Annotated in this window: 20 protein-coding genes and 1 pseudogene; 17 read left to right on the forward strand and 4 right to left on the reverse strand. The window is 61.4% G+C overall.

The features are described from left to right. Window position 1: 1 nt before the first annotated feature. The 3 genes from CKW25_RS12235 to CKW25_RS12245 form a co-directional block, all read right to left on the reverse strand. The gene (locus CKW25_RS12235; protein WP_095079482.1) at window positions 2-1,132 is read right to left on the reverse strand and encodes an acyl-CoA dehydrogenase family protein; all 1,131 of its coding nucleotides are present in this window, start codon (window positions 1,130-1,132) and stop codon (window positions 2-4) included. Continuing rightward, a complete protein-coding gene (locus CKW25_RS12240) occupies window positions 1,133-2,161 on the reverse strand; it encodes an acyl-CoA dehydrogenase (RefSeq protein WP_172736494.1) in 1,029 nt (342 codons plus the stop codon). Between the two features lie 118 nt (window positions 2,162-2,279). Beyond that, window positions 2,280-4,025, reverse strand: a complete 1,746-nt coding sequence (locus CKW25_RS12245; protein WP_095079485.1) for an FAD-dependent oxidoreductase — start codon at window positions 4,023-4,025, stop codon at window positions 2,280-2,282. A gap of 340 nt (window positions 4,026-4,365) precedes the next feature. On the opposite strand from CKW25_RS12245, the gene CKW25_RS12250 reads away from it, so the two are divergent. The 14 genes and pseudogenes from CKW25_RS12250 to CKW25_RS12315 all read left to right on the forward strand — a co-directional run. Further along, window positions 4,366-6,009: a DUF1302 domain-containing protein gene (locus CKW25_RS12250; protein ID WP_095079486.1), complete on the forward strand. Its 1,644-nt coding sequence runs from the start codon at window positions 4,366-4,368 to the stop codon at window positions 6,007-6,009. A gap of 68 nt (window positions 6,010-6,077) precedes the next feature. Next, window positions 6,078-7,427: a DUF1329 domain-containing protein gene (locus CKW25_RS12255; RefSeq protein WP_095079488.1), complete on the forward strand. Its 1,350-nt coding sequence runs from the start codon at window positions 6,078-6,080 to the stop codon at window positions 7,425-7,427. A 323-nt stretch (window positions 7,428-7,750) separates the two neighbouring features. Then, on the forward strand, window positions 7,751-8,863 hold the full coding sequence (locus CKW25_RS12260) for a YCF48-related protein (protein WP_095079489.1): 1,113 nt from the start codon (window positions 7,751-7,753) through the stop codon (window positions 8,861-8,863). Between the two features lie 57 nt (window positions 8,864-8,920). Beyond that, entirely contained in the window at window positions 8,921-11,446 is a 2,526-nt protein-coding gene (locus CKW25_RS12265) for an RND family transporter (RefSeq protein WP_095079491.1), read from the forward strand. 71 nt (window positions 11,447-11,517) lie between these two features. Beyond that, window positions 11,518-12,291 (forward strand): SDR family NAD(P)-dependent oxidoreductase, encoded by a 774-nt coding sequence (locus CKW25_RS12270; RefSeq protein WP_095079492.1) that lies wholly within the window; start codon window positions 11,518-11,520, stop codon window positions 12,289-12,291. Window positions 12,292-12,303: 12 nt separating this feature from the next. Further along, a complete protein-coding gene (locus tag CKW25_RS12275) occupies window positions 12,304-13,527 on the forward strand; it encodes an NADH:flavin oxidoreductase (RefSeq protein ID WP_095079494.1) in 1,224 nt (407 codons plus the stop codon). Window positions 13,528-13,651: 124 nt separating this feature from the next. Then, complete coding sequence (locus CKW25_RS12280; RefSeq protein WP_143497311.1) at window positions 13,652-14,836, forward strand: helix-turn-helix transcriptional regulator; 1,185 nt, start codon at window positions 13,652-13,654, stop codon at window positions 14,834-14,836. 327 nt (window positions 14,837-15,163) lie between these two features. Next, entirely contained in the window at window positions 15,164-16,015 is an 852-nt protein-coding gene (locus tag CKW25_RS12285) for an alpha/beta fold hydrolase (protein ID WP_095079497.1), read from the forward strand. A 71-nt stretch (window positions 16,016-16,086) separates the two neighbouring features. Continuing rightward, a complete protein-coding gene (locus CKW25_RS12290) occupies window positions 16,087-17,118 on the forward strand; it encodes a ferredoxin--NADP reductase (protein ID WP_095079499.1) in 1,032 nt (343 codons plus the stop codon). Between the two features lie 39 nt (window positions 17,119-17,157). Further along, window positions 17,158-18,045, forward strand: coding sequence for a VOC family protein (locus tag CKW25_RS12295; RefSeq protein WP_095079501.1), 888 nt, complete (start codon window positions 17,158-17,160; stop codon window positions 18,043-18,045). Window positions 18,046-18,174: 129 nt separating this feature from the next. Then, entirely contained in the window at window positions 18,175-19,362 is a 1,188-nt protein-coding gene (locus CKW25_RS12300) for a flavin-dependent monooxygenase (RefSeq protein ID WP_256577966.1), read from the forward strand. A gap of 142 nt (window positions 19,363-19,504) precedes the next feature. After that, complete coding sequence (locus CKW25_RS12305) at window positions 19,505-20,695, forward strand: Rieske 2Fe-2S domain-containing protein (protein ID WP_095079505.1); 1,191 nt, start codon at window positions 19,505-19,507, stop codon at window positions 20,693-20,695. Window positions 20,696-20,818: 123 nt separating this feature from the next. Further along, on the forward strand, window positions 20,819-22,597 hold the full coding sequence (locus tag CKW25_RS12310) for an FAD-binding protein (protein ID WP_095079507.1): 1,779 nt from the start codon (window positions 20,819-20,821) through the stop codon (window positions 22,595-22,597). Between the two features lie 33 nt (window positions 22,598-22,630). Next, window positions 22,631-22,731 (forward strand): annotated as a pseudogene (locus CKW25_RS12315) (transposase); the annotation flags it as partial. 46 nt (window positions 22,732-22,777) lie between these two features. Here the strand turns inward: CKW25_RS12315 and CKW25_RS12320 are convergent. Further along, window positions 22,778-23,515, reverse strand: a complete 738-nt coding sequence (locus tag CKW25_RS12320; RefSeq protein ID WP_095079509.1) for a UTRA domain-containing protein — start codon at window positions 23,513-23,515, stop codon at window positions 22,778-22,780. 384 nt (window positions 23,516-23,899) lie between these two features. Here CKW25_RS12320 and CKW25_RS12325 point away from each other — a divergent pair, with 384 nt between their 5' ends. The 3 genes from CKW25_RS12325 to CKW25_RS12335 all read left to right on the forward strand — a co-directional run bounded on the left by CKW25_RS12325 (window position 23,900) and on the right by CKW25_RS12335 (window position 26,778). Then, window positions 23,900-24,955, forward strand: coding sequence for an ABC transporter substrate-binding protein (locus CKW25_RS12325; protein WP_095079511.1), 1,056 nt, complete (start codon window positions 23,900-23,902; stop codon window positions 24,953-24,955). Window positions 24,956-25,130: 175 nt separating this feature from the next. Continuing rightward, entirely contained in the window at window positions 25,131-26,018 is an 888-nt protein-coding gene (locus CKW25_RS12330) for an ABC transporter permease subunit (protein ID WP_095079512.1), read from the forward strand. Beyond that, complete coding sequence (locus CKW25_RS12335) at window positions 26,008-26,778, forward strand: ABC transporter permease (protein WP_095079514.1); 771 nt, start codon at window positions 26,008-26,010, stop codon at window positions 26,776-26,778. Before CKW25_RS12330 ends, CKW25_RS12335 begins: the two co-directional genes overlap by 11 nt. Window positions 26,779-26,783: the final 5 nt, after the last annotated feature.

Consider the following 26,783-nt stretch of genomic DNA (forward strand, 5'->3'; position numbering starts at 1 on the left):
GTCAGCGCGGCATGTCGAGCATGCGGGCGAGGATGTTCTTCTGGATTTGCGAGGACCCGCCGTAGACGCTGACCGGGCGCGAGGTGAAGTACTCGGCCAGCCAGCGGGGGGCATTGCCGGTCAGGGCGTCGGCGCCGAGTACGTCGAGCGCGACATGCAGGGTGTACTGGGCAGCCTTGGACCAGAGCAGCTTGCCCACAGAGCCTTCCGGCCCCGGGTCGCGTCCGGCCAGGCGCAGCGACAGTTGCTGCGCCACGTTCAGGCTCAGCGCTTCGATGTCCACATGGGCGCGCGCCAGCTTATGGCGGGTGCTGGTATCGGCGAGCAGGCCGCGCTCGGCGGCGATCTGTTCGATCTCGCGCAGTTGGCGACGCAGCGCTGAAATGGAGCCGGTGTCCGACGCGCCACGTTCGTAGGACACCGTCGTCATCGCGATGCGCCAGCCGTCGCCCGGCGCGCCGATGCGCTGGCTCGCGGGAATGCGCACATCATCGAAGAACACCTCGGCGGTTTCCGGTTCGCCGCTGTGCAGTACGATCGGCTTGACGGTGATGCCGGGCGCATCGAGCGGGGTCAGCAGGCAGGAGATGCCCTTGTGCTTGGCCGCGTTGCTGTCGGTGCGTGCCAGCAGCAGGCACCAGTCGGCCTGCAGTGCGCCGCTGGTCCACATTTTCTGGCCGTTGACCACGTAGTGGTCGTCGTCCTGCTCGGCGCGGGTACGTAGCGAGGCCAGGTCGGAGCCGGCACCGGGCTCGCTGAAACCCTGGCACCACTGCACCTCGCCACTGAGCAGGGTGGGCAGAAAGTGTTGCTTCTGCTCCTCGGTCCCGTAGGTGAAGATCGCCCGCCCAAGGTAGTTCACCATCGCCGGCAGGCGAGGGGAGTCGGCACGGCCCGCTTCGTCATTGAGAATGGCGTCGAAAGTTGGGGACAGCCCCTGGCCACCGTACTCCTTCGGCCAGTTCAGGCCGATGTAGCCGCTGGCGTAGAGTGCCTTGTGCCAGCTCTTGCTGAGCGCGCGCAGGCCTTGCGGGTCGTTGACTTCGCGCCAGTTGGCGGGAGTGTTGTGCTTGAACCACTCGCGCAGTTCGAGGCGGAATTTGGCTTCTTCGGGGCTATCTCGGTAGTCCATTCAGCGTGCTCCCAGTCGGGCGTCGGCGATGTGCTGCAATTGATGGGACTCGTCGCCGAACAGTCGGGCGTCGAGCAGGGCGCGGCGGGTGTAGACGTGGGCAATGTGCTCCCAGGTCTGGCCGATGCCGCCGTAGACCTGCATCACCGCTTCGGTCACCGGCAGTGCCACGGAAGAGGCGTAGGCCTTGGCGGTGCGTGCGGCCAGCAGTGCCTCGTCGGCGTCCAGCTGGTCCACCGCCCAGGCGGCGTAGCAGGTAATGCTGTGGGCGGCCTGGGCCTGGACGAGCATTTCCGCGCACAGGTGCTGGATGGCCTGGAAGCTGCCGATCAGTGCCCCGTACTGCACGCGCTCCTTGGTGTAGGCCACTGCACCGGCATGGGCGCCGTTGAGTGCGCCGACGATGTCCGCCGCCACGGTGGTCAGGGCCAGGGCGTACCAGCGTTTGAGGGCGTCGGCGTCTATCGATTGGCCGAGCACCTCTGCTGTGCCATGCACCGTGCGAAGGTGCAATACGGCACGGGTCAGGTCGGCTGGGTCGTGGCCCGCAGCAAAACCCTGTTGCAGACTGATACGCACCAGGCGGCCATCGGCCAGGCCCAGGGCATAGTCGGCGCCTTCGCAATCCCAGGCGATGCAGCCGACTTCGTCGGGGGCGGCCAGGCGCTCCAGAGTGCGGTCCAGCAGCAGCGCATAGCGGGTTTCACCGGCGGCGAGTGCTTCAATCAGTTCGTACGGGGCGTCTGCCTGGGCGAGCAGCTCGCTGGCCAGGACGGCAGAGGCGAAGGGTTGGGGAACCAGGGTTTCGCCCAAGGCCTGGGCGGCGATCATGACTTCCACGCCGGAGGCGAGGGGCGTGCCGTTGTCACGCAGGCGCAGGCCGAGCAGGCCCACCTCGGTGAGCCTCTGCCAGTCCCGTTGGAAGTCGCGGGTCTGGAGATCATGCGGGTTGGCGATGCCAATGGACTGCGCCAGGCGTTTGGCTGAGTTTTCAAACATCTGCTGTTCGTCGTTGAATAGCGCGAGCACGGGTGGGCTCCTTCTTTGAGTCGTGGATGGGTCGACTGCGAGGTATCTGGCACTTGTTGCCCATGCCGCACTCATTTTTCATGAGCCCTGGCCTGGGTGTCATGCCGCAAACGCAGTACTAGACGCGAGCCTCAGACGGCGTGGCGGCTGCGAACTGCGTTGAGCGGGCAATGTGGTTGGCCGCGCGGTAGCCGAATGTGAGCGCGGGGCCGAGTGTGCCGCCCGCGCCGGGGTAGGAGTCCGCCGTCACCGCGCCCGAGGCGTTGCCGATGGCGTAGAGGCCGGGGATCGGGTGACCCTCGACGTCCAGTACGTTGGCGTCGCGATCGACTTTCAGGCCGCCCTTGGTGCCGAGGTCGCCGAGGTCGACGCGAATGGCGTAGTAGGGCGCCCGGTCGAGCGCGCCCAAGCTCGGATTCGGCTGGTGCCGGGGGTCGCAGTAGAAGCGGTCGAAGCTGTGGTGACCGCGATTGAAATCGAGGTCGACGCCGGTCTTGGTGTAATCGTTGAAGACCGACACGGTATCTTCCAGGGTGGCGGGATCGATTGCGATCTTGAGGGCCAGTTCGCCAATGGAACCGGCGCGGTAGAGCACACTGTCCCACCACTCGGGAGGCAGGCTTGCGTCCGGCATGATCGAGCCGGGCATGATCCGGCCGAGGATGTTCTTCTTGCGATAGTTGGCGTCGAAGATGAACCAGCAGGGTGTGTTTGCGCCGGTGCTGGCGCCGTCCTTGATCATCGCGTGGCCGAAGTCGTTATAGGACATGGCCTCGTTGGCGAAGCGCCTGCCCTGGCGATTGACGCAGAGGCTGTGGGCATAGCTGCGTTCGATGAAAAGCGCGCTGCGCATGTTCACGTTCGGCGTGTCCGCCGCCGGGATGCGTACGGTCGGCGCCCACCAGGCTTCGTGGAGGAACTCAGTGTCCGCGCCGATGCTCTGGCCGGCAATCAGCGCATCGCCGGTGTTGTTGTGCATGGGCGTCACGCTCCACTCCACCAGTGTCTGGCCCGGCAGGTGGGCGGTGCGCAGCGGCTGGCTCTGTTCGAAACCGCCGGATGCGACGATCACCGCCTGGCTGGCCAGGATGCGGTACTCGTTGCAGTTCTGGCTGACGACCGCTCCCTGGACGACGCCATTCTCGACAATGAAATGCTCCAGGCGGGTATTGAGCAGCAGCTCAACCCCGCGTTCCTGCAGGCCGATGCGCAGACCGGCGATGAGGGCGCTGCCCATGGTGACGCGCCGATCACGGCGGGTCTTCAGGCGCCAGCCGATGTCCGACCAGTAGTTCCAGATCAGCGAGAAGATCTTGCGCTTCCAGCCCGTGGCGCGGGCGCCCAGCAATTGGCCGTCGTAGTAGTCCAGAGCGACGCGACCGAACAGTTTGGCGCCCATATCGGCTTCACGCAGGGCGAAGAAGTCATCTCCCAGCACTCCGGCATCCACCGGCTCGACGAACATGGTACGGCCGTTGTCCGAGGCGCCCGGCAGGTGCTGGCAGTAATCGGCGTAGCCGGTGACGGCGTTGTACTTCACCCCAATCCGCTGGCGCATGTACTCGACCATTTCCGGTGCCGAGTCGAGATAGGCACGAAGCTTCCCTTCCGGGACCCGGCCTTTGGTGCAGGCCCTGAAGTAGGTCAGCGCCTGTTCGTAGTTGTCCAGCCCCTGGATTCCTGAGTTGTTGGGGATCCAGATGCCGCCGCCGGACAACGCGGAGGTACCGCCGTAGCGATCACTCTTCTCAATGACGATGACCTTCAGTCCGAGGTCATGGGCACGGTTGGCGGCGAGCAGGGCGCCCGCCCCGGAACCGACCACCAGGACCGCGCAGTGCTTGTCCTCGACGAATGCATTCATGGCATGCGATCTCCGTTGTCACGCGCCAGCGGGGGCGCTTTCTTGTTCTGGGGAGCGAAGGCCGCCGCCGGTTTTTGGTTGCGCTCCTTCGATGCACATAGGTTGACCGCGATGCCTATACGTAATCATCAACCGTATGCAGTAGATGAGCTCATTCGTTGAGCACGATGCAGACATGAGGGGGGAATTTATTTTATTGGCTACTGCAAACGGTTGATGTTGGCACTGGGTCGTTGTGTTGAAACTGGCTCCGAAGTCGCGGCCCGGGGAACCGGCCAGGGCTGTCATCAGGACAAGTTGAACAAAAAACAAAACCAGACTTGGACTTGCGGAGCACAACATGCACAAGACAGAGAAGGCTGCGACCCATGGCGGTCGCAGGCTATTGGCGCCGATGCTGTTGCTCGGTGCAGTGGCCAGCCCCTTGGCCCATGCCATATCCATCGATACCGGCAATCCCGACCTGCAGATCAACTGGACCACGGACTTGCGTCTTGGGCTTGGGTGGCGCGCGGAGTCGATCGACTCGCATCTCGGCGACGATCCCATCAACCAACAGTCTGATTACTCCACCCACAGCGGCGAGATGTGGAAGCGGCGCCTCGATGTGCTGACCGAGATGGACGTCATCTACAAGGACGATTATGGCGTTCGCGTCAGTGCCACGGGTTGGTACGACAACGCTTACGACGATCATGACCTGAAGGGCAATCCCGACCTGCAAGGGATCTCCGCTTACGCCGACGGCAAGCTTTCGCGGCAGGCGCAGCGATACTACAACGGCCCGTCTGGCGAGATTCTCGACGCATTCGTGTTCGGTACCTTCAATCTGGGCAGCATCCCGGTGTCGGTGAAGGCAGGCCAGTACGCGCTGATTTGGGGGGTGTCCCAGGTGAATGGCAGTGATGCGATTTCCTGGAGCCAGCAGCCGGCCAACTTCCAGAAGGGGGCGGAGATCCCCGGAGCTTCGCCGAAGGAGCTGGCTTTGCCGCTACCGCAGCTGTCGTTCCAGAGCCAACTGAGTGACACGGTTTCCCTGTCCGGCTACTACCACCTGGATTGGAAGCCGAACCGGCAGAGCGAGGGCGGTACCTTCCTGGGCGGACCAGACTTTTTGTATGGCGACGATGGCCGGATTTTTGTGGCTTCCGCGCCTGGCTTCGGCAATATCTACATCAACCAGGGCAACATCATCGAACCTGATGACAAGCAGAAGGGCAATTTAGGCATGCAGTTGAGCCTGAGTCCGGAGTGGTACGGCGGCACCGTCGGCCTGGTGTATCGCCATCTGGACGAGATGCAGCCGTGGCCGGTCAATTTCGCGGTTGACCCGAGCGAAATCACTGGCCTGCGCTTCCATCAGGTGTACAACCGTGGTGTCGACCTTTTCGGCGCCTTCACCAACTTCAGTTGGCAGGACATCAGTTGGGGGGCAGAGGTTTCCTATCGCCGTGGCACTGCGCTGGATAGCACTGGGGGGCCGCTGCCAAATGGCAGCCTCGACGGTGCGACCGGCAATACCTGGCATGCCCTGCTCAATACCCAGGCGTCGATGCCAGTGTTGCCGTTGTACGACACCGGGGTCGTGGTTGCGGAGCTCTCCTACACCTATCTGGACAAGGTGACGCACAATCAATCTGTCTACAACGAGTGTGCGTCCGACCTGGACGGCCCTGGCTGCGGCAGTCGCGACGCCAGCAGCTTCTCGTTGATCCTGCTGCCAACCTGGTTGCAGGTACTGCCTGGCGTCGACCTGACCGGCAGCCTGATCTTGGCCGGCTACGGCCTGCACGGCAATTCACCGGTCCCGACAGGGTCTGCGGAGCGCGCGTATGCCTGGTCGACCGGCGTCACTGCCGACATCAACATGCGGTACAAGGTTGGCCTCCTCTACTCGGATGCCGGAGATGCCGAAGAGCGCCTCGGTGCGATGGGCAGTACGGACCGCGGTCGTATCACCCTGACTTTCCAAACCAGTTTGTAAGGTCCTTGCGCCCCGACGGGGCGGAGGGGTTGCGCGTGCTTGTGGGCGCGCCCAAAGAGGAGAAAAAGATGAAAATCAGTCAAGTCGCCTTGTCACTTGCGTTGTCCCTGCCGCTGTCGATGTCCGCTCTGGCCACTGTTCCCACCGAAGAAGCCGCGCAGCTCGGCGGTGACAAACTGACCAGTATCGGCGCCGAGCGGGCGGGAAGTACCGATGGCAGCATTCCGGCCTGGGCGCCGAACTGGAAGGGGCCGAACATGCCCCAGGAGGGCGGGATCTACCCCGACCCCTTTCCCAGCGAAAAACTGCAGTACAGCATCAGTGCGGCCAACATGGCGCAGTATGCGGACAAGCTCAGCGAGGGCACCAAAGTTCTGCTCTCCCGCTGGCCGGACTTCAAGGTCGAGGTCTATAAGAGTCATCGGGTCGTCGACTTCCCCGATTGGCTGAAGGAAGACACCGTCAAAAACGCCACCCGCGTGCAGAACACGACCGACGGCTCCGATCTGAACGGCGCCATGGGGGGCTATCCGTTCCCGATTCCCAAGAGCGGCGCCGAGGTGATCTGGAATCACAATCTGCGCTACTACGGACCGGCATATCGCTCCACGTTCTCGGGTTATCTGATCGACTCGTCGGGCAATCGCATCATGACCCATGAGTTGGAGAACTATACGGAGTCGCCTTATCACGAGCGCCCGGATGAACCGGCCCAGTACTTCCAACGCCGTCTGAGCACCTACATCGGTCCGCCGCGCAGCGTGGGTGAAAAGTCGCTCAACTATATGGTGACGAACTTCAAGAAGGATGGGCGCAACAAGAACTGGATCTACAACCAAGGGCAGCGTCGTGTGCGCCTGACTCCGGACTTCGGCTACGACATCCCGATGGCCATGGCCGGCGGGGCGTACTTTTTCGACGAGCTCGGGATGTGGGAGGGGCAACTGGACCGCTTCGACTTCAAGCTGGTTGGCAAGAAAGAGATGTTGGTTCCGTACAACAACTACAAGTTCATCATGCATAGCTCGCCCGAGCAGGCCTATGGCAAGCAGTTTGCCAACCCTGATCTGGTTCGCTGGGAACCCCATCGTGTCTGGGTAGTAGAGGCGACGCTGAAGCCGGGAATGCGCCATGCACAGAGCAAGAAGGTGTTCTACGTGGATGAGGACAGCTGGTCGATCGTTCTCTACGAGGGCTACGACCAGGCTGGGAAGATGATGCGTTCAGCCCAGGGCCTCCTGACCTACGACTGGAATACCAAGTCCGTGCCTAACACACCCATGATCATCTACGACCTGGGCAAGGGGCAGTACGGCAGCTCCATGCATCTGGCGGGTGGTTCTGGTTACATTCGTATTCCGCGTTGGCCCAACAGCAAGATGACACCGGATTCCATGGCGGGCAGCGGCATTCGTTGAATGCGCGGTGGCATCGACATCCGGTGCCACACCCAGTCACCTCCTCAGCGACACCGGCCGGTGTCGCTTTTTCATGTGCGCCGCCTGGCCGAGCTCATCGTATCTGCCCGTGCCGCGGGCCTGCGCCTGGACGGTCTTTCCACTGTCCATGCGCCCAGTTGAGCAATACGCGTTTTTTTTCAACGCCTACTGCAGATGGGGCATGCCGGGCAGCAGGTTTTTCCCGAGACTGAAGTCATGCCTGACCGGGCTGTCGCCAGGTCAAAGGGCAAAGCAGCAAGCTGAACAATAACAACAGCAGACTTGATCTTGCGGAGAACAACATGTGTGCAATGAGGACTGCCTTTGCCAGTTCGGGTATCACCTCAACTGGCCTGAAGCTGGCGTCAGGGGCAATGCTGGCACTGGCATTATCCCTGCCCGCTCTCTGCGTTACCGCCAAGAGCTTCGTCGATCCCCTTGATCAGCCGGCCAGTACGGTGCTCCAGGCCGCGCAGAAGCCCCTGCGGGATATCGTCAATACCGGCAAGCGCCTGATCGCGGTCGGCGACAACGGGCTGATCATTTTTTCCGACGACCAGGCAGGCACTTGGCGCCAGGCGCAGGTCCCGGTCAGCGTCGACTTCAATGCGGTGCATTTCGCCGACGAGCAGCACGGCTGGGCGGTCGGCCACGGCGCAGTCATCCTCCACAGCAGCGACGGCGGCGAGACCTGGACGAAGCAGCTCGACGGGCGCCAGCTCGAGACCCTGGTTGTCGATTACTTCAAGAACAAGTCCGGCCTGGAGCCTGCGCAAGCCGAAAGCTACCTGTCCGCAATCCTCTCCATGAGCCGGCCGGGACCCGGCCAGTTCTTCATGGGCGTGTGGTTCGACGAGTCTGGCAGCAACGGCTTTGCCGTCGGCCCCTTCGGTCTGATCGTCGGTAGCCACGATGGCGGCAAGACCTGGCAGCCCTGGAATACCCGGATCGACAACAACGACCTGCTGCACCTGACCGCCATCGGCGAGGTGGGCGGGCGACTGTTCATCACCGGCGAGCGTGGTCATGTCTGGAGCCTGGAACCCGGCACGGGTCGCTTCAGCGCTCTGCAGACAGGTTACGAGGGCACCCTGTTCGGTATCACGGGTGGTCAGGGGGCGCTGTTGGCCTATGGGCTGCGCGGCCATGTGTTCCGCAGTGCCGATGAGGGGCACACCTGGTCCCCGGTGAAGAGTGATTTTAATACCGGGGTGGTCGCCGGTGCCGCCCTGTCAGGTCGAGGAGTGGTGCTGGTCAGCCAGTCCGCGCAGGTAGCCATGAGCCGCGATCAAGGGGGCACTTTCACGCCACTCGACATCCAGCGCCCAAGCCTGTTTTCCGGGGTGGTGGGGATGTCCGACCACCAGTTGGCACTGGTCGGCCTGAATGGCGTTACCACCATGAATCTCAAGTAGAGCTGGGCCAGAAGGGGTGCGCGTGCTCAATCGGGCCTGACTCAGAGGAAGGACAAAATGGCCAAATCCCAGGATAACAATGCGACACCGGTAATGCGGGATCGCGCTCAGTTCGATGTCCGCTCCGGAAATTTCATCGAGCGACTGATCTTCAATAATCGCCTGTTCTTCGTGTTGCTGTGTTTCATTCTCACGGTGCTGCTGGGCTACAAGGCCACCGACCTGCGCATCAACGCGAGCTTCGAGCGAATGATGCCGAGCTCCCATGAGTTCATCCGCAACTACCTGAACAACAAGATAGACCTCGCGGCATTGGGCAACTCCGTACGCGTCATGGTGGAGAACCCGCGCGGGACCCTCTATGACCCCGACTACCTGCAGGCGCTCCAGGAGATCAACGACAAGATCAACCTGGCACCCGGGGTTGACCGCGCCTGGATGCGTTCGCTGTGGATGCCGGCGGTGCGCTGGAACGAGGTCACCGAGGTTGGCATGGAAGGCGGCCCGGTCATGCCTAACGACTACGACGGTTCGCCTCAGCAGCTGCAGCAGCTGCAGGCGAACGTGTTGCGTGGCAACCTGATCGGCGACCTGGTGTCCCTGGACATGCACTCCTCGGTAATCCAGGTGCCATTGATAGACAAGGATCCGGTCACCGGTGTTGCGTTTGACTACCGGCAGTTCGCGACCTTCCTGGAGAAAGAGATTCGTGGGCAGTACGAGGTGCCCGGTGCCGATGGCCAGCCCAAGGTGCGCGTCCATATCATTGGCTTCGCCAAACTGGTGGGCGACCTGATCGACGGACTGACGCTGGTCATGGGCTTCTTCGCCGCCTCAGCCGTGATCGTGGCACTGATCATCTTTGGCTACACCCACTGCCTGCGCAGCACACTGCTGCTCCTGATGGCTTCGCTCAGCAGCGTGGTCTGGCTGCTCGGCCTGATGCAGCTACTGGATTACCAAATCGATCCTTACTCCATCCTGGTACCGTTCCTGATCTTCGCTATCGGCATGTCCCATGGCGCCCAGAAGATGAACGGAATCATGCAGGACATCGGCCGTGGCACCGACAAGTATGTGGCCGCCCGCTATACCTTCCGCCGCCTGTTCATCGCCGGGCTGTCGGCCCTGCTGGCCAACGTCTTCGGCTTTGCCGTCCTGATGGTGATCGACATCCCGGTGATCCGCGACCTGGCCATTACCACCAGCATCGGAGTCTGCGTGCTGATCTTCACGCAGCTGATTATGGTGCCAGTGATGCTCTCCTACTTGGGCGTCAGCCAGTCGGCGGCACGGCGCAGCGTACGCAACGAAGTCGAGGGCGCGCAGGCAGGCAGTGGCCGGTTCTTCGAAGCCATCGGCACGCTGCTGGTGAAATGCACCAGACCAGGACATGCCCATGTGCTGGTGCTGCTGTCGCTACTGGTGGGTATCGGCGCTTACCAGGTGCGTTCCGGGCTGCAGATCGGCGATCTGGATGCCGGGGCACCGGAGCTTCGTCCCGAGTCTCGCTACAACCGTGACGTGGCGTTCTTCAACCAGAGTTTTGGCCGCTCCACCGATCAGTTCGCCGTGATCGTCAAGACCAGGCCGGGCGGCTGCTCCACCTTCGAGACCCTGACCGAGCTCGACCGACTCGCCCAGATGTTGCGCGACGTACCCGGCGTGCAGACGGTCGCCAGCCTGGCCAGTTCCGTGCGCTTCATCAATGCCAGCTATGGCGAGGCGAACCCGAAGTGGATGAGCATCCCGCGCCAGGATGAAGTGGCGGCACAGGCCTCACAGATCGCATCGGTGCAATCGCCGGAGCTGGCCAACTTCAGCTGTTCTGTATCGCCGGTCATCGCCTATCTGTCCGACCATCGCGCCGGGACGCTGCAGGGCGTGGTGGACGCGGTAAAAACCTTTGCAGAGAAGCACGACAGCGACGACCGCCAGTTCCTGCTGGCGGCGGGTCCTGCAGGAATCGAAGCCGCGACCAATCAGGTCGTTGCCGACGCCAGCCTGACGGTACTGCTGTTGCTCTACACTTCGGTGGTGCTGCTCTGCCTGATCGCTTTCCGCAGCTGGCGCGCTGTGCTGGTGGCGCTGATTCCGCTGATCATCACATCGCTGCTGTGCGAAGCACTCATGGTGGTAATGGGCATCGGTGTGAAGATCGCGACCTTGCCGGTCATTGCCCTGGGGGTGGGCGCCGGCGTGGACTATGCCCTCTACCTGATCAGCGTACAGCTGACCCTGCAACGACGCGGTGCGAGTCTGGAAGAGGCCTATGCCGGCGCCCTGCGCTTTACTGGCAAGGTCGTCGCACTGGTCGGTTTGACACTGGCGACCGGTGTGCTGACCTGGGTGTTCTCGCCGATCAAGTTCCAGGCCGACATGGGCATCCTGCTGACCTTCATGTTTCTCTGGAACATGCTCGGGGTTCTCGTGCTGACTCCGGCGCTGTCGTACTTCCTGCTGCGTGGCGAGACTCGCCAGCCGGCGGTCGACAAGGTTGCAGACCAGGCCGTAGCTGACGCGGAACGAACCGCAGAGTCCCTCAAGGAAGCGGGGCGTCAGTCGGCCTTGACCGGCCGCTAGCAAGACGTTTCGGAACCGGGGGGCGACGTCGCTCCCCGGGCAAAGTCAATAATGACAACAAGGTACCTGTTATGACCCTTGCATCTCGCTTCCAGAACAAGAACATCATCGTTACCGGCGGGGCGTCCGGCATTGGCCGGGCGACCGTGATCCGACTGGTGTCCGAAGGGGGCACGGTGCTTGCCGTTGACCTCGACGAGGCCGGCCTGCAGGAAACCCTGGCGCAGGCCAATGTGCTGGAGAAGGGTGGCCGGGCGTTCGCGGCAAGGCTGTCGATCACCGACGAACAGGCGGTGCGCAGCACGGTGCAGAACTTCGCCCAGGAACACGGCAGTCTGGATGTGCTGGTCAACATGGCGGGGGTGCTGTGCTCCACGCATACCACCGACACCTCCTTCGAAGACTTCATGCGGGTCGTCCAGACCAACCTGGGCGGTACCTTCCTCTTCTGCCGTGAAGCCTTGCCCTTCCTTCTGGAAAGCAAGGGCAACATCGTCAACGCGGCCTCCACCTCGGCCTTCTTCGGCCATGCCTACATGGCCGCCTACTCGGCCAGCAAGGGCGGTGTGGCAGCGCTGACCCAGGCGCTCTCGCGCGAGTACATCAAGCGTGGTGTACGCGTTAATGCCGTGGCGCCGGGTGGGATTGCCACGCCGATGGTTGCGGCTCAGGCGCAGAGCTTTCCGCCGGGAGCCGATCTCTCCCTGTACATGCACCTGACTCGCCCGGATCGAAAGCTGGGTGAGCCCCAGGAGGTGGCGGGTGCGATTGCCATGCTGGCGTCTGCCGACGGCGCTTTCGTCAATGGGGCAATCCTGCGAATCGATGGCGGCACTCACGGTTGATGGGGGTGCAGCATGGCAGTCGCAATCTCGCCATTCTCGCCGCTGAAGCTTGGCCCCATCACCCTGCGCAATCGCTTCATCAAGGCCGGCGCCAACGAGGGTATGACCCCGGATGGCATACCGACCCAGGCACTGGTCAAGCATCATCGCGATATTGCCGCAGGTGGGGTTGGCATGACCACGGTGGCTTATGGCGCGGTATCGCCGGAGGGACGGACCTTTCTCCATCAGTTCCACCTGTCACGGGATGTGGTTCGCCCTCTGCGCGTGTTGACTGATGCCGTGCATGCCGAGGGTGCGGCGGCCTGTCTGCAGATTACCCATGGTGGCTCCTTTACCATGTTGCGCCCGGAGCACAGCTATCCCCGGTCGGCGTCGTCAGGCTTCAATGCCTTCGGCTTCTTGCACGGCATCCTGTTTCAGAAAGCGATGACGGAGGCCGAGATTCAGCGGGTGGCCGACGACTTCGCTCGCGCCGCCGTACTGGCGCGGGAGGCGGGATTCGACGCTGTCGAGATTCACATGGGGCATGGCTATCTGCTCAACCAGTTCCTCTCGCCCCTGAGCAATCGCCGCCGCGACCAATACGGCGGCAGCACCGAGGGCCGCAGTCGCTTCCCGGCCATGGTCCTGCGCAGGGTCAAGGACGCAGTCGGCGGCCGCCTCGCCGTGGGCTGCAAGCTCAACCAGACCGATGCGGCGCGCGGCGGCATAGATACGAAGCAGGCCTCGGTCACCGCCAGGATTCTCGAACGTGACGGTGCGGACATTCTCACCCTCAGTGGCGGGCACAACCTGTACAGCCCCTGGGCACTCTTCGCAAGCCCCATGCCGATTGCCGACATGCAAGCACATGCTCGGGGGCTGGCGCGTATCGGGCCCCTGGCGCTGGGGCTGCAGCAGCCGAGGGACCTGGCGTTTCGTGAACTCTACTTCCTCGAGAGTGCGCGCAAGATTCGGCGGGAGGTTTCCATGCCACTGGCGCTGGTAGGCGGAGTGAAGTCCCTGGCAGCCGCCAGGCAGGTGATCGACGAGGGCTTTGAGTTGATCGCCTTGGCCAGGGCCCTCATTCATGACCCCGCCTTCGTCAACAAGCTGGCCAGTGGTGAGCTGACTCAGTCCGGTTGCACCAGTTGCAATCGTTGCGTCATGGGTATCTATGACCCCAACGGAGTGCGCTGCGTGCTGAACGCACCGAATGACCCGACCCTGGCGAGGCGACCAGTGGCAGATTGACCATAAGGTCAGTTAGGCGTAAATAATTTCGAACTAACAAAAAAAATAACAGGAGGTTAATGAGATGCATGCCGCGAAAATGCCTCGTGCAGGCGCAAGCTCCAGACTCAACCTGATTGAAATTTTGAACACTCTTCCCTCTACCATACCCCGCCCGGAGCTGGCCGCGCTGACGGCCGAGGACCTGGCTGTCGAAGCCGCGCTCGGGACTGTCGACCAGAGTCGCATGATCCTCTCGATCTACCAGGGAGTACTGGGTCGAGAGCCCTGGCGCGAAACGACCCAGCACCTGGGCGCCTATATGGCGTCCACTGCGATCATGGTGATTCGGCCATCTTCCAGCACGGATCTTGGCTTTCTGGTCTGCCATCCCCGCCATCCGGAAATCGAGCATGCCTATCGTGCCCATTTCTGGACTCAGGATCCGTTTCTCGAGATACCCATCGATCAGGTGCTCACGATCGATGAGCACCTCGGGGCGGACAATTGGCTTTCCTCGGAGTTCTATCAGCGCATCATCGGCGAGGGCGGAGCGCGTTACGGCCTGGGCATCAACATAGTCTCCGAGAATGGCACCTTGTGCCGTATCCGCCTGTACCGCCTGCCCGAGCAACCCGCGTTCACCCAGGTGGACAAGGATCGCCTGCGCGAGCTGGTTGCTCATTTCCGGAAGGCGTTGAGCCTGGCGGCCCGGCTCGAGTGCCAAGCGACGCAGAGCGAGTTGTACGAAGGGGCACTGGACCGGCTGCACATTGGTGCCATCGTGCTCGACGAGAAACAGCATGTGCTGCGCTGCAACCATGTCGCCCAGTCGCTGCTCAATGACAGCGATGGCCTGAAGCGGGCGGGAAATGGTGTGGAAGCCTACTACCGCAACGAGCGCAGCATGCTCCAGGAGCTCATCAACTCGGCGGGCCCGGCGGCGCAGGTGATGTCCATCTCCCGGGCCTCCGGCAAACGCAAGCTGGGGCTGGTGGTCAGGAGCATCCCCCTGCGCGAGGGGTCCGAAGGTAAATGCCGCCCGGCCTGGATGATCTTCGTCTGCGACCCGGATGCACAAACCACGGCACCGCGTGAAATCATGCGCCAGGTGTTCGAATTCACCCCCGCTGAAGCGAACCTGGCGATGGAGCTGGCCAACGGGCTGTCGCTGGACGAGGCGGCAGAGTTGCTGGGTATCCGGCGCAACACCGCGCGCACGCACCTGCGTGCGATCTTCGCCAAGGCCGGGGTGACTCGGCAGGCGGAGCTGGTCAGGCTGGTGCTCAATGGGGTGATCTGCCTTTCGACTCCCAGCCCGGCGGGCTAGCGGGTAGGCGGGGGCGGCACGGCGTCAACTTCGGCCCGCGCCCGCCTGCATACAACCACTTGCAACACCGGCAAGGACGCGGTGCGCGCGCTCGCGCGCACCGCTGCCGTGACCAATCCCTCATCTCGAAAATCCCGTCCTCGAAGTTATCGGCCAGCAGGGTAGGGCTTCCCTCTCCGGTTGGCAGCCGCCGTCGATGAACTGCTCCTGGCACTGCCCGGTGGCTTTTCGCAGCGAACTAAATTTGAACGTCTACTGCATGCGGATCATGCGGAGCGCGCGGTTGCCGCAGCATAGTCAGGCCATAACAACCTGTGGAGAACGGTTATGTCCTTGCAACCAGAAACTTCTCGATCGCCGATTCCGGTGGGCCATTTCATCGAGGTGGGTGATGCCTATCGCCTGCATTGTCACGAAGTTGGCCAGGCCTCGGCGGAGCGCCCGACGCTGGTCTTCCTGCACGGCAGTGGTCCAGGCGCGAGCGGTTACAGCAACTTCCACCTGAATTTCCCGTTCTTCGCCGAGCAGGGCTTTCACGTGCTGATCCCGGATCTCCTGGGTTACGGGCTTTCGGACAAGCCGCAAGACATCCACTACACCTCCACCATGCAAGTGGAGCTGCTGCACGAGCTGCTGAGCAAGAAGAACGTGACCCGTGCGGTGCTGATCGGCAATTCCATGGGGGGGGCCATCGCCTTCCAGTACGGCCTGACCTACCCGGAGCAGATCAGCAAGCTCGTGGTGATGGGCCCGGGCGGGGTCGAGGAGCCTGCATTATGGGCCGCCCAGATGAGCGGGCTGCGCTGCATGGGCGCCTTGATCCAGGGGCGCAAGACCGATCGCGAGTCCTTTCGTGAGCTGCTGCATCACATTGTTGCCTCGCCACAGACGATCACTGAGGAGGTAATCGATTCGCGCCTGCCGATCTGGCTCGAACAGCCCCTGGCGGTGTACGCCACGATCAAGGTCGAGGTGCTCACCGAGCGCCTGGCCGAGCTGAAGATGCCAGTGCTGTGCCTGTGGGGGCAGAAGGACAACTTCCTGCCGGTGCGCCATGCCCTGATCGTCGCGGAGCAGGTCGAGGATGTACGGGTGGTGATCTCCGGCCGCTCCGGGCACTGGTTCATGCTCGAGGAACCGGACTACTTCAACCGGGAAGTGCTGGATTTCCTCGGCTGAGTCAGGGGTGCTCGCCAGTCGGGGAGCACGTGATGGAGCTCGTCTCCGTTGCTAGCGCAAGAGTTGAAGTTATGTCGACGTCCCTTTATCTCCGGCTCCAGGTGGCCGAGGTCATCGAGGAAACGCACGATAGCAAGTCGATCGTGTTTGCCTCTCCCGTGGAGCCGCGGGCATTCGCTTACAAGCCGGGCCAGTTCTTGACTCTGCGCATCCCTGTCCAGGGGCAGAGCATCGCCCGATGCTATTCGCTGGCTAGTGCGCCGGCTGTGGACGCTGCACTGAAGGTCACCATCAAGCGTGTACGCGATGGCCTGGGTTCCAACTGGATCTGCGACAACCTGCGCGCCGGCGATGTCTTGGAGGTATTGCCGCCAGCCGGGGTGTTCTGCCCGGCTTCCCTGGATGTCGATTTCCTGCTGTTCGCTGGCGGCAGCGGCATCACGCCGGTGATGTCGATTATCAAGTCCTGCCTACACCAGGGCAGCGGTCGGGTTCAGCTGTTCTACGCCAACCGCGATGAGCGATCGGTGATCTTCCGCGATGAGTTGCAGCAACTGGGGCGTGCTTACCCGCAACGCCTCACGGTCATGCACTGGCTGGAGTCAGTTCAGGGGTTGCCGACAGCGGCGCAACTGGCCGGCTTCTGTCGCGGGCGCCTGGATGCGCACGCCTTCGTCTGTGGCCCCGGCCCCTTCATGGATGCCGTGGAGCAGACGCTGCTTGACCTGAATGTGGAGCGCAGCCGGATTCATGTCGAGCGTTTTGTTTCGCTGAGCAGCGACCCTGGCGTCTTGGCCGATGCCCCCGCGGCGGCTGCCGACGGCCCGCGGGTTGAACTCATGGCCCAGCTCGACGGCGAGCATCACATGCTGCCCTGGAGTCCGGATGTCGATCTGCTGGATGCCCTGCTCGGGGCGGGGGTCGGTGCGCCCTTCTCCTGTCGCGAGGGGCGCTGCAGTGCCTGCATGTGCCGGGTGGCGGAGGGCGAGGTGAGTATGCGTAGCAACGAGGTGCTGAGTGCCATCGATCTGGCCGAGGGCTGGGTGCTGGCCTGCCAGGCTCGACCACTCAGCGACAAGGTCTCGGTCAGCTTTGACGGCTGACGTTCAGATGAAATCAAGCAATCACTCAGGGAGTAGGTCATGAGCATCAATCAATTCGCTTACGCGGTAGTCGAGTCCACTGATATCGAAAAGTGGCGCTTCTTTGGCAGCCAGATTATCGGCCTGGCCGAAGAGTCGGCCGAGGACGGCGCGCTGTATCTGAAGGCCGATGGTCGCCGCTATCGCATCCTGGTGGTGCCGGGGGCGAGGGACGGCCTTTATGCGGCGGGCTGGGAGACGGCCTCCGAGGAGCAGTACCTCGCGTCGAGAGAATCGCTCGTCAGGGCGGGTGTGGAGATCGTCGAGTCGACACCGTTGGATCGACATCTTCGTTGCGTTACCGGGCTGTTTTCCTTTGTGGACCCGTCCGGGAACCGGCAAGAGGTGACCTGGGGACCGATCTCGGACTTCGCGCCCTTCGTTTCGCCGGTCGGCGTCGAGCGTTTCGTCACCGGTCCCATGGGTATGGGGCACGTGGTGCTGCCGTCGATGAAGTTCGAAGAAACGAAGCAGTTCTGGACCGACGTCTGCGGATTCCAACTGTCCGACATGCTGCATGTCCAGCTCTCGCCCGAGTACCGGGCGCGCATCCACTTCATGCACTGCAACCCACGCCAGCACAGCCTGGCGTTGGCCGAGATGCCCCAGCCCAGTGGCTGCGTGCACATCATGATGGAGGTGCCTGGGCTCGATGATGTGGGGCGCGCGCTGGACCGCATCGCCCGGCACAAGGTCCCGCTGGCGGCCACGCTTGGACGCCACGTCAACGACGATATGGTTTCGTTCTACGTCTGGACACCGGGCGGCTTCGCCCTGGAGTTCGGCTGTGGCGGCATGGTTGTGGACTGGGAGAACGATCACACGGTTTTCGAAACGACCCGTGGCAGCCATTGGGGACACCAGTGGGCCGCTCCGCCGGCCTCGTGATTTAGCGTTATCTACTCCTGATGCAGGGCGCGCGGGGGGCCTTTTGTTGTGGAACATGAGCCTGTGGCCACCCTTGCGCCAAAGCGGGATTCACTACTTGGGAAGTCGAGAACAATGCAAACAGTCGAGATGAAACAGCCTGCCGCGAACATTCCCGGCAGCGAAGAGCTGATCGCCCGAGCCCGGGCCCTGGTTCCGGTGTTGCGCGAGCGAGCGGTGCTGGGCGACGAGAACCGCCGTCTGCCGCAGGAGACCATTGCCGACCTGCAGGCCGCAGGGCTGTTCCGCGTCCTGCAGCCCAAGCGCTATGGCGGCTATGAAATGAGCCCCAAGGTGTTCTACGACATCGTCATGACCCTGGCCGAAGGCGACATGTCGGTGGGCTGGGTCTACTCGGTGGTCGCGGTACATGCGTGGCAGATGGCGCTGTTCGATGACCGTGCGGCGCAGGAGGTATGGGGCGAGGACAGCAATGTCCGGATCTCTTCTTCCTATATGCCCACGGGTCGTGCCAAGCCTGTCGAGGGCGGCTTCCTGTTCAGCGGGCGCTGGGGCTACTCCAGTGGTTGTGACCACTGCGACTGGGTGTTCCTCGGTGGCTTGGTGGAAACCGCCGAGGGGCAACCTATCGATGCGCGCACCTGGCTGATTCCACGCAAGGACTACGAAATCCTCGATACCTGGCATACCGCGGGCCTGAAGGGGACCGGTAGCAAGGATATCGTCATCAAGGATGCCTTTGTGCCGGAGTACCGCACGCACAAGATGATCGACGGCTTTACCTGCAACAGCCCCGGCAACCAGTTGAATACCGCGGCGTTGTATCGCATGCCATTCGGCCAGGTATTCAGCCGGGCGGTGTCCACGGCCTCAATCGGGGCGTTGCGCGGCATGGTCGACAGCTTCGTGGAGACCGCCAAGACCCGCGTCAACGTCGTGGGTGCCAAGACTAGCGACGACTCGGTCGCGCAGCTGGCGATCGCTGAAGCGATCAACACCATCGACGAGCTGACCCTGGTGCTCAAGCGCAACTTCGAGGCGCTCGAAGGTTATGCCGAACGGGGCGAGGTTCCGCCGATCGAGGAGCGGGTGAAGTATCGCTTCCAGGCCAGCTACCCGCCGGAGCGCGTCGCGGAGCTGGCTTCGCGCCTGTTCAAGGCAGCCGGCGGTGCGGCGGTCTACACCCGAAACCCGTATGGGCGCTTTCTGGCCGACATCAATGTCTGTCGCCAGCATGCCGCCAATCAGTTCCAGATGTTCGGCACGAACTGGGCCAAGGTGCAGTTGGGCCAGCAGAGCCTGGATTTTTTCCTGTAACGCCCCGGGGTCGGGGACATACCCCTGACCCACTGGTATTCCCGGGATAGACAGAGGGTGGACACGGGTCTCGCGACAACCTGGCGGTGAGCGACATTCACTGTCTTTAGCCTGCAAACAATAAAAACGACTGGAGGTCTTTATGAGCAACCTGGCCAACGAGAAGCCGCACATCATCGTGAGCGACCAGTGCGAACGTTTTGCCCGCGGTTGGCACTGCCTGGGGCTGAGTGAACAGTTCCGTGATGGCAAACCGCATACCCTCGAGGCATTCGGCCTCAAGCTGGTGGTGTTCGAGGGCGAACACAACAAGCAGCTCAATGTCATCAACGCCTTCTGCCCACACCTGGGCGGTAACCTGGGCGAGGGCACCATCAAGGGCGACACCATCGCCTGCCCCTTCCATGACTGGCGTTGGGCCGGTGACGGCAAGTGCGCGGCCATCCCCTATGCCAAGCGCGTGCCGCCGCGCGCGCGCACGCAAAGTTTCATGACCTGCGAGGAAAACAAGCAGCTGTTCGTCTGGCACGACCCCGAGGGCAATCCGCCACCGCCGGATGTGATCATTCCCCACCTGGAAGGCGCTTTCAGTGATGAATGGAGCAGCTGGTCCTGGTCAACCCATGAGGTCGATACCAACAGTCGGGAGCTGGTCGACAATCTGGTGGACGTCGCGCATTTCTTCTACGTGCATGGCGAGGGCATGGGCGGCGGCAGCACCTACTTCAAGAACGTCTTCGAGGACCATTTCGCCACTCAGTACCTGGAGATGGGGCCGCAACCAGAGCAACCCGGCTATCAGAAGGATGCCGCCTATACCGGCGACCTGAGCAAGCTGGATGGCTTTTCACGTGGAGAAACGACCTACCATGGTCCCTCCTATCTGGTGTCGCGCTTGCTGACCAATATTCCGGGCAACGTGCCGATAGAGACCTATGAAATCCTCGCGCACTACCCGGTTCATGCGAACAAGTTCGTACTGCACATGGGCTTTATCACCCGCAATAGCCCGATGCTGCCGCCCGAGCACAATGCCGCTCGCGCCGCTGCCGTAGCCGAGGCGTATCGCGTGGGCACCCTGCAGGACGTGGCAATCTGGCGAACCAAGACCCGTATCGACAATCCGCTGCTCTGCGACAGCGACGGCCCGTTGTACCAACTGCGGCGCTGGTACCAGCAGTTCTTCGAGGACATTGCCGATATCAAGCCGGAAATGGTCAACCGCTTCGAGGCCGAAACCGACACCCGCCACGCACAACCCGTGTGGGAGCAGCAGGCTGCCGAAAAGCTCGCTGAGTACGCACCTCAGGCGGCAGCCAAGTCGCAAGACTGATGTACGAGGGGCACCGCGCTAGCGCGGTGTCCCGATTTCCTGGTTCCGGCGGGCCTTCGGTGCGGGGCACTGCAGCGCAGCCGGTCATCCTCACACCAGCCTCTTCGATAGAGGGGCCGCATCATGGAGAACGCCATGTCGTCCGATTTTGGCCCGCACTCGCCCCAATGGTTCAGTCGTATCGAGGCGCCGGAACGGGTCGAGAGCCCTGACCAGGTCGACTGGGATGTCACCACCGATTTCGCCGTGGTCGGCTATGGAGGCGCAGGTATCAGCGCGGCCTTGCAGGCCGCGGAAAAAGGTCTGAAAGTGCTGGCCGTCGATGCCTTTGGTGGCGGCGGGGCGACGGCGATGAACGGCGGCATTTTCTATGCCGGGGGCGGCACACCGATTCAGCGTGCGGCAGGCGTTACGGACAGTGTCGAGGCTATGTACCGCTACTTGAACCTCGAGGTACAGGACGTGGTCAGCCCGCAAACACTCCGCCGCTTCTGCGAAGGAAGTGTGGCCGATCTGGAATGGCTGCAGGGGCATGGGGTACGGTTCGACAGCACCTACTACACGAAGAAGACCTTCTATCCGCCTTCCGGCTATTTTCTCTACCACTCCGACAGCTCGCTGGCCGCGTCCTGTGCGGCAGTTGCCGAGCCTGCGCCACGGGGTCACAAGTACTGGCATCCGCCGGTCAACCAGGCGGTAGGCTTCGGTGTTCATCTGACCGAGCCTCTGCAGCAGCGGGCGCAGGCCCAGGGGGTGGAGTTCTGGCCACGAACCGAAGCTCGCCGCCTGGTGCTTTGCGCAAGCGGGGAGGTGGTTGGGCTGGTGGTCATCCGGATGCCCCCCGGCTCGCCGCATACCCAGGCGTACATCGACGCGCAGGAGAGGGCCCGGCAACTGCTGCAGAAGCTCCCCTCATCGATGCCGGGATTCGCGCGTCTGGAACGCAAGGCCGAACGTTATTGGCGCAAGGCTGACGAGCTGCAGCGCGAACATGGCGTCGTCCAGCGTATCCGGGCGACGCGTGGGGTGTGCTTGAGTGCGGGCGGGTTCATCTGGAACCGGCAGATGCTCGCCGCCCATTCCCCCAAGTACATCTCCAATATGGCGATGGGTTCCCCTGGCGGGGACAACGGCAGTGGCATCCGCCTGGGCCAGAGCGCGGGAGGAGAGGCTGCGCTGATGGAGCGGGTGAGCAGCTGGCGCTTCATAAACCCGCCCTCTCAGTGGCCCAAGGGCATTCTCGTCAACAGCCAGGGGCAGCGCTTCGTAAACGAGGAACTCTATGGCGCGGCTATCGGCCTCAAGATGAACGAGCATCAGCAGGGCCGGGGCTACATCATCCTCGACCGGACGCTTTACCGCGGTGCCTGGAAGTCTGCAGTGCTGGAGAACCTGTTTCCCTTCATGCGTTTGCCCCTGGTGCTGGCACTGCTCTTCCAGACCCGTAAGGCGAGCACTCTGCAAGGTCTGGCCGAAAAGCTCGGGATGCCGGCGGCCAACCTTCGGGAGGCCGTGGCCCGCTACAACCGGGCAGCCGAAGGGCTGGAGCCAGACGCGTTCGGCAAGAGTCGCTCGGAATGCCACGCTCTTAGCGATGGACCGTTCTATGCCGTGGATGTCTCGGCCTCCAGCAAGCTCTTCCCCTGTTCTGCCATGACGGTCGGCGGCCTGCGGGTTGATGAGGACAGCGGTCAGGTGTTGCGCGAGGACCGCACCCGGATCACCGGCTTGTATGCGGCCGGTCGTACGGCAATCGGACTTCCATCGAACCTGTATGTGAGTGGACTGTCTGCCGCGGATTGCGTGTTTTCCGGGCGCCGTGCGGCCAGGCATGCCAGCAGCCAGGCGAGCGGGGAACCCTGTCTGACTGCACCCGAGTATTTGCCTTTGGATTTGACTTAAGGCTGCCGTCCCCGTTATCCCGAAGAATTCAAAATCCAGGCAGTCAATCAAGTGACCGAAGATCAACTGCCAGTAGCCGATGTCGCGGCACGCCTGGCGTATCGATTCACTGTCTTTATGCGTGGATAAAGCGCTAACGCGAGCCTCAAGCGCATGGTTTTTGTTCAACCATGAGCATGGTCAAGCGACCTTGTCGGAATGCAGCGCCTGGCTATCCATGGTGATTCGGACTGCGTCATGACGCCAGAACTCGCGATCGCAATCAAGTATCTGTCCATGTTGATCGTAGTTGACGCGAATGATCATTAGCAGCGGGCTGCCTTCTGGCAGATTGAGATAATTCGCCACGCTGGCCTGTGCCGCGGTCGGGTAAATATCAAAAGTGGCGCGGCCGCAATGGATGTCATAGTGCTTTCGGTAAATCAATGTCAGCGACTGACTCAGGTCCAGTTTCAATATGTCCGGGAAAAACTCGGGTTTCAGATAATGTTCTACAAACATCACGGGGCGCCCATCGACTGAGCGCAGGCGGCGTATACAGTGCAACTTGCTTAACGGTGGCACTGCCAACTTCAGGCATAACTCCGGGCTCGCCAATTCCGTACTGGTCGATATGACCTGTGTGATCGCCTTGCGCCCCTGACTCTCGACCATCTGGTGGAACAGTGAGTGTGTGAAGGGGTTGTACACCAGTCGGGGAGGGGTAACAAACCAGCCACGCCTGCTTTCCCGATAGATCGATCCTTGCGCTTCCATTCTTTGCAGGGCTTCTCTGAGCGTGATGCGGGTCGTGGAAAACAGCTCGCTCAGTTCTCGCTCGGAAGGGAGCTTGCTACCGGATGCCAGCGTGCCATCGATGATCTGCGTTGCCAGGGCGTGATGGATGGTGGCGGCTTGGGTGGTGATTTTTTTTGTCACGGTGAAGGTCTGGATGATTTTCGAGCGCTGATGTTATCCCAGTTAATGATTTCATTCCCTTTACGACGCTCAACTGATGCTCTTCGGGCACACCTGGCCCACTACCTCCCTGACGTTTGATCTCCCGCAGCGGGTGCTCGTCCGTCGTCCGCGTTCTGGTGCATCTTGGCATTGCGCCGTCTTTCCTGTTCCTGGTCGAGCCGGGCGCGCAACGAGCGTGGTATCGGCAGACATTACCTGGCGCGACGACAGCCCTGTTGCATTGCGCATATCTCATCGCATTGGGGGGCAGTGTCCCAGCATCCCGAGTGTCATATTTCGGTCATTTCCTCTGGGTAGTATCCAGTTTCCGCCCCAATCTGGTCTATACCACACGGCTAAGTCATGAAAAAAATCCTGATTACGAGTTTGCTTGCAAGTGCCTTGTCGATTGCAGTTCCTGCTGCGTATGCGCAACAGGACATGGATGCTTTAGTCGCCGCAGCCAAAAAGGAAGGCGCGGTCAATAGCCTGGGGATGCCGGATAACTGGGCTAACTGGAAAGATACGTGGACCCAGATCACGCAAAAATATGGCCTGGTACACCTGGATACCGACATGAGCTCCGGGCAGGAAATCGCCAAATTCGAAGCCGAGAAATCGAACGCATCAGGCGACATTGGCGACGTTGGCCAATCGTTCGGTCCGATTGCCGTCAGGAAGGGGGTAACCCAAGCCTACAAACCGAGCAACTGGGACGAAATCCCGGCGTGGGCCAAGGACGAAGATGGCCATTGGGTCGTGGCTTACAGCGGGACCATTTCCTTCATCAGCAATAACAAGCTGGTCAAGGATCCGCCCAAGACCTGGGGCGATTTGCTCAAAGGCAACTATAAGGTGACCGTAGGCGAAGTAGGTGTTTCGGCACAGGCCAACAGTGCGCTGCTGGCAGCGGCGATCGCCAATGGCGGCAACGAAAAGAATCTGCAACCTGCGTATCGGTTATTTGCCGAGCTGGCTAAGCAAGGGCGGCTCTCCATGACCGATGCGAGTATTGCCAACCTGGAAAAAGGTGAAGTGGAGGTCGCGCTGTTATGGGACTTCACCTCATTGGGCTACCGCGACAAGATTGATCCATCCTTGTTCACGGTCTCCATTCCAGAAGATGGCAGCGTGAGTGCCGGCTATTCAACCCTGATCAACAAATACGCGCAGCATCCGAACGCCGCCAAACTGGTGCGTGAATACATCTTCAGTGATGCCGGCCAGATTAACCTGGCCCGCGGTTTCGCGCGTCCGATACGTAGCGACGTGGTCCTGCCACAAGATGTAAAGGACAAGATGTTGCCTGCTTCGCAATATAGCAACGCCAAACCGATCCAGGACTTCGTGGCGTGGGAGGGGACCACCAAGGCCATACCGCGCCAGTGGCAAGAGCAAGTCATGATTTATAACAAGTAATGCCCATGGTGTTAGGTCGCCTCTACAAACCACTGCGCGAACGTTACTCGTTCACTACGGTTTTTAGAGGTGGCCATGAGAACAGTGTTCGGGGCATTGGCCGCACTAAAGCTTTACTGCCGCAGTGCCCCGCTATCACTTATCAAAACCCAAGGAACACGGAGTTGCTAGTCGTATGACAGCTGCATCGAACCCGCTGGCCACCCCAGTGATTATCGACACCCGGCATTGTCCACGCTTTCGCCATTGGCGGGCGGCGCTGGTCCTGCTGCCCTTGTTATGTGTATTGGCGTTGTTTTCACTGGCGCCGACAGCATGGCTGCTGATCAACAGCGTGCAAGTTGATGGTGCATGGTCGCTGGCGAACTTCAGCGAAATACTGAGTTCTCCGTTTTACCGTCAGGCCTTTGGCAACAGCCTCTGGGTTTCCGTCTGCTCCAGCTTGATTGGATTAGCCATCGCGCTGGTGGCCGCCGCTTCGTTGAAACGGGTGGATTGCACCGTTCGCGACATAACGGTGGCATTCACCAACATGACGGGCAACCTGAGTGGGGTGTCATTGGCATTCGCCTTCATTATCGTGATGGGAACCAATGGTGCTGTGACGTTGCTCTTGCGGCGTTGGGGTTGGCTGACTGATTTTGATCTATACACGCAGACTGGGCTGACGCTGATCTACAGCTATTTCCAGATACCGCTGGCGGTACTGTTGCTCTATCCAGCCTTTGATGCACTGCAGGACGATTGGCAAGAGGCCGCCTCCTTGCTGGGTGCCAGTCGCGCCAGTTACTGGCGCCGGGTTGCGTTGCCGGTGCTGATGCCGGCGGTTTTCGGTACGTTCATTTTGTTGTTGGCCAATGCCATGGGGGCGTATGCCAGTGCGTACGCACTGATGACCTCCAACTACAACCTGGTCACCATCCGGATTTCCAGCCTGGTCGCTGGGGACATTTCGCTGGAACCGAACCTGGCGGCCGCACTGTCCGTGCTTCTGGTGTCGATGCTGGTGTTCGTGGCGATGGTCAACCAGTTCTTGATGAAGAGAAGCTACCATGCACACTAACCGTTATCACCAGTTCGTGCTGTATGGCTTGATGGCTCTACTCAGTGTCCCTGTTCTGGCGACCCTGGTTTATTCGTTTTCCCAGCATTGGGGAGCAACGATATTACCCGACGGGCTGACGTTCGACTGGTATCTCAAGTTGTGGCAAGAGCCGCGCTTCTTGAGCGCATTTAGTCATTCCCTGTTGATTGCACTGGGCACACTGGTCTTCAGCACAGTGGTCATCGTGCCTGCCACTTTTGTCGTGTTCTATTATTTTCCGCACTTGGATCGTTGGATGAACATCCTGATTCTGATCCAGTTCGCGGTGCCGCCTGTGGTGTCGTCGGTGGGCTTGTTGCAGATTTATGCCGACGGCCCGTTACCGCTGATTGGCACGCCGTGGGTACTGATAGGGTGTTATTTCACGATTGTTCTGCCGTTCATGTACCGGGCACTCGCCAATGGTCTGCAAGGGCTGAACGTGCGCGACCTGATGGATGCGGCGCATCTGCTGGGGGCAAGTACTCCCGCAGCTTTTCTACGAGTGGTCTTGCCGAATATCCGCAAGGGATTGATGGCCGCCTTGTTTCTCTCTTTCTCCTTCCTGCTGGGCGAGTTCGTGTTCGCCAACATATTGGTTGGCAGCCGTTACGAAACCTTGAACGTCTATCTCTATTCCGTGCGCTCCACCAGTGGCCATTTTGTGAGTGCCGTGGTGATGAGTTATTTCATATTTACGCTGGGCGTGACCTGGATTGCCACCCGCTTGAGCCGATAGGACAG

Source organism: Pseudomonas sp. Irchel s3h17, assembly GCF_900187505.1.
GTDB lineage: Bacteria > Pseudomonadota > Gammaproteobacteria > Pseudomonadales > Pseudomonadaceae > Aquipseudomonas.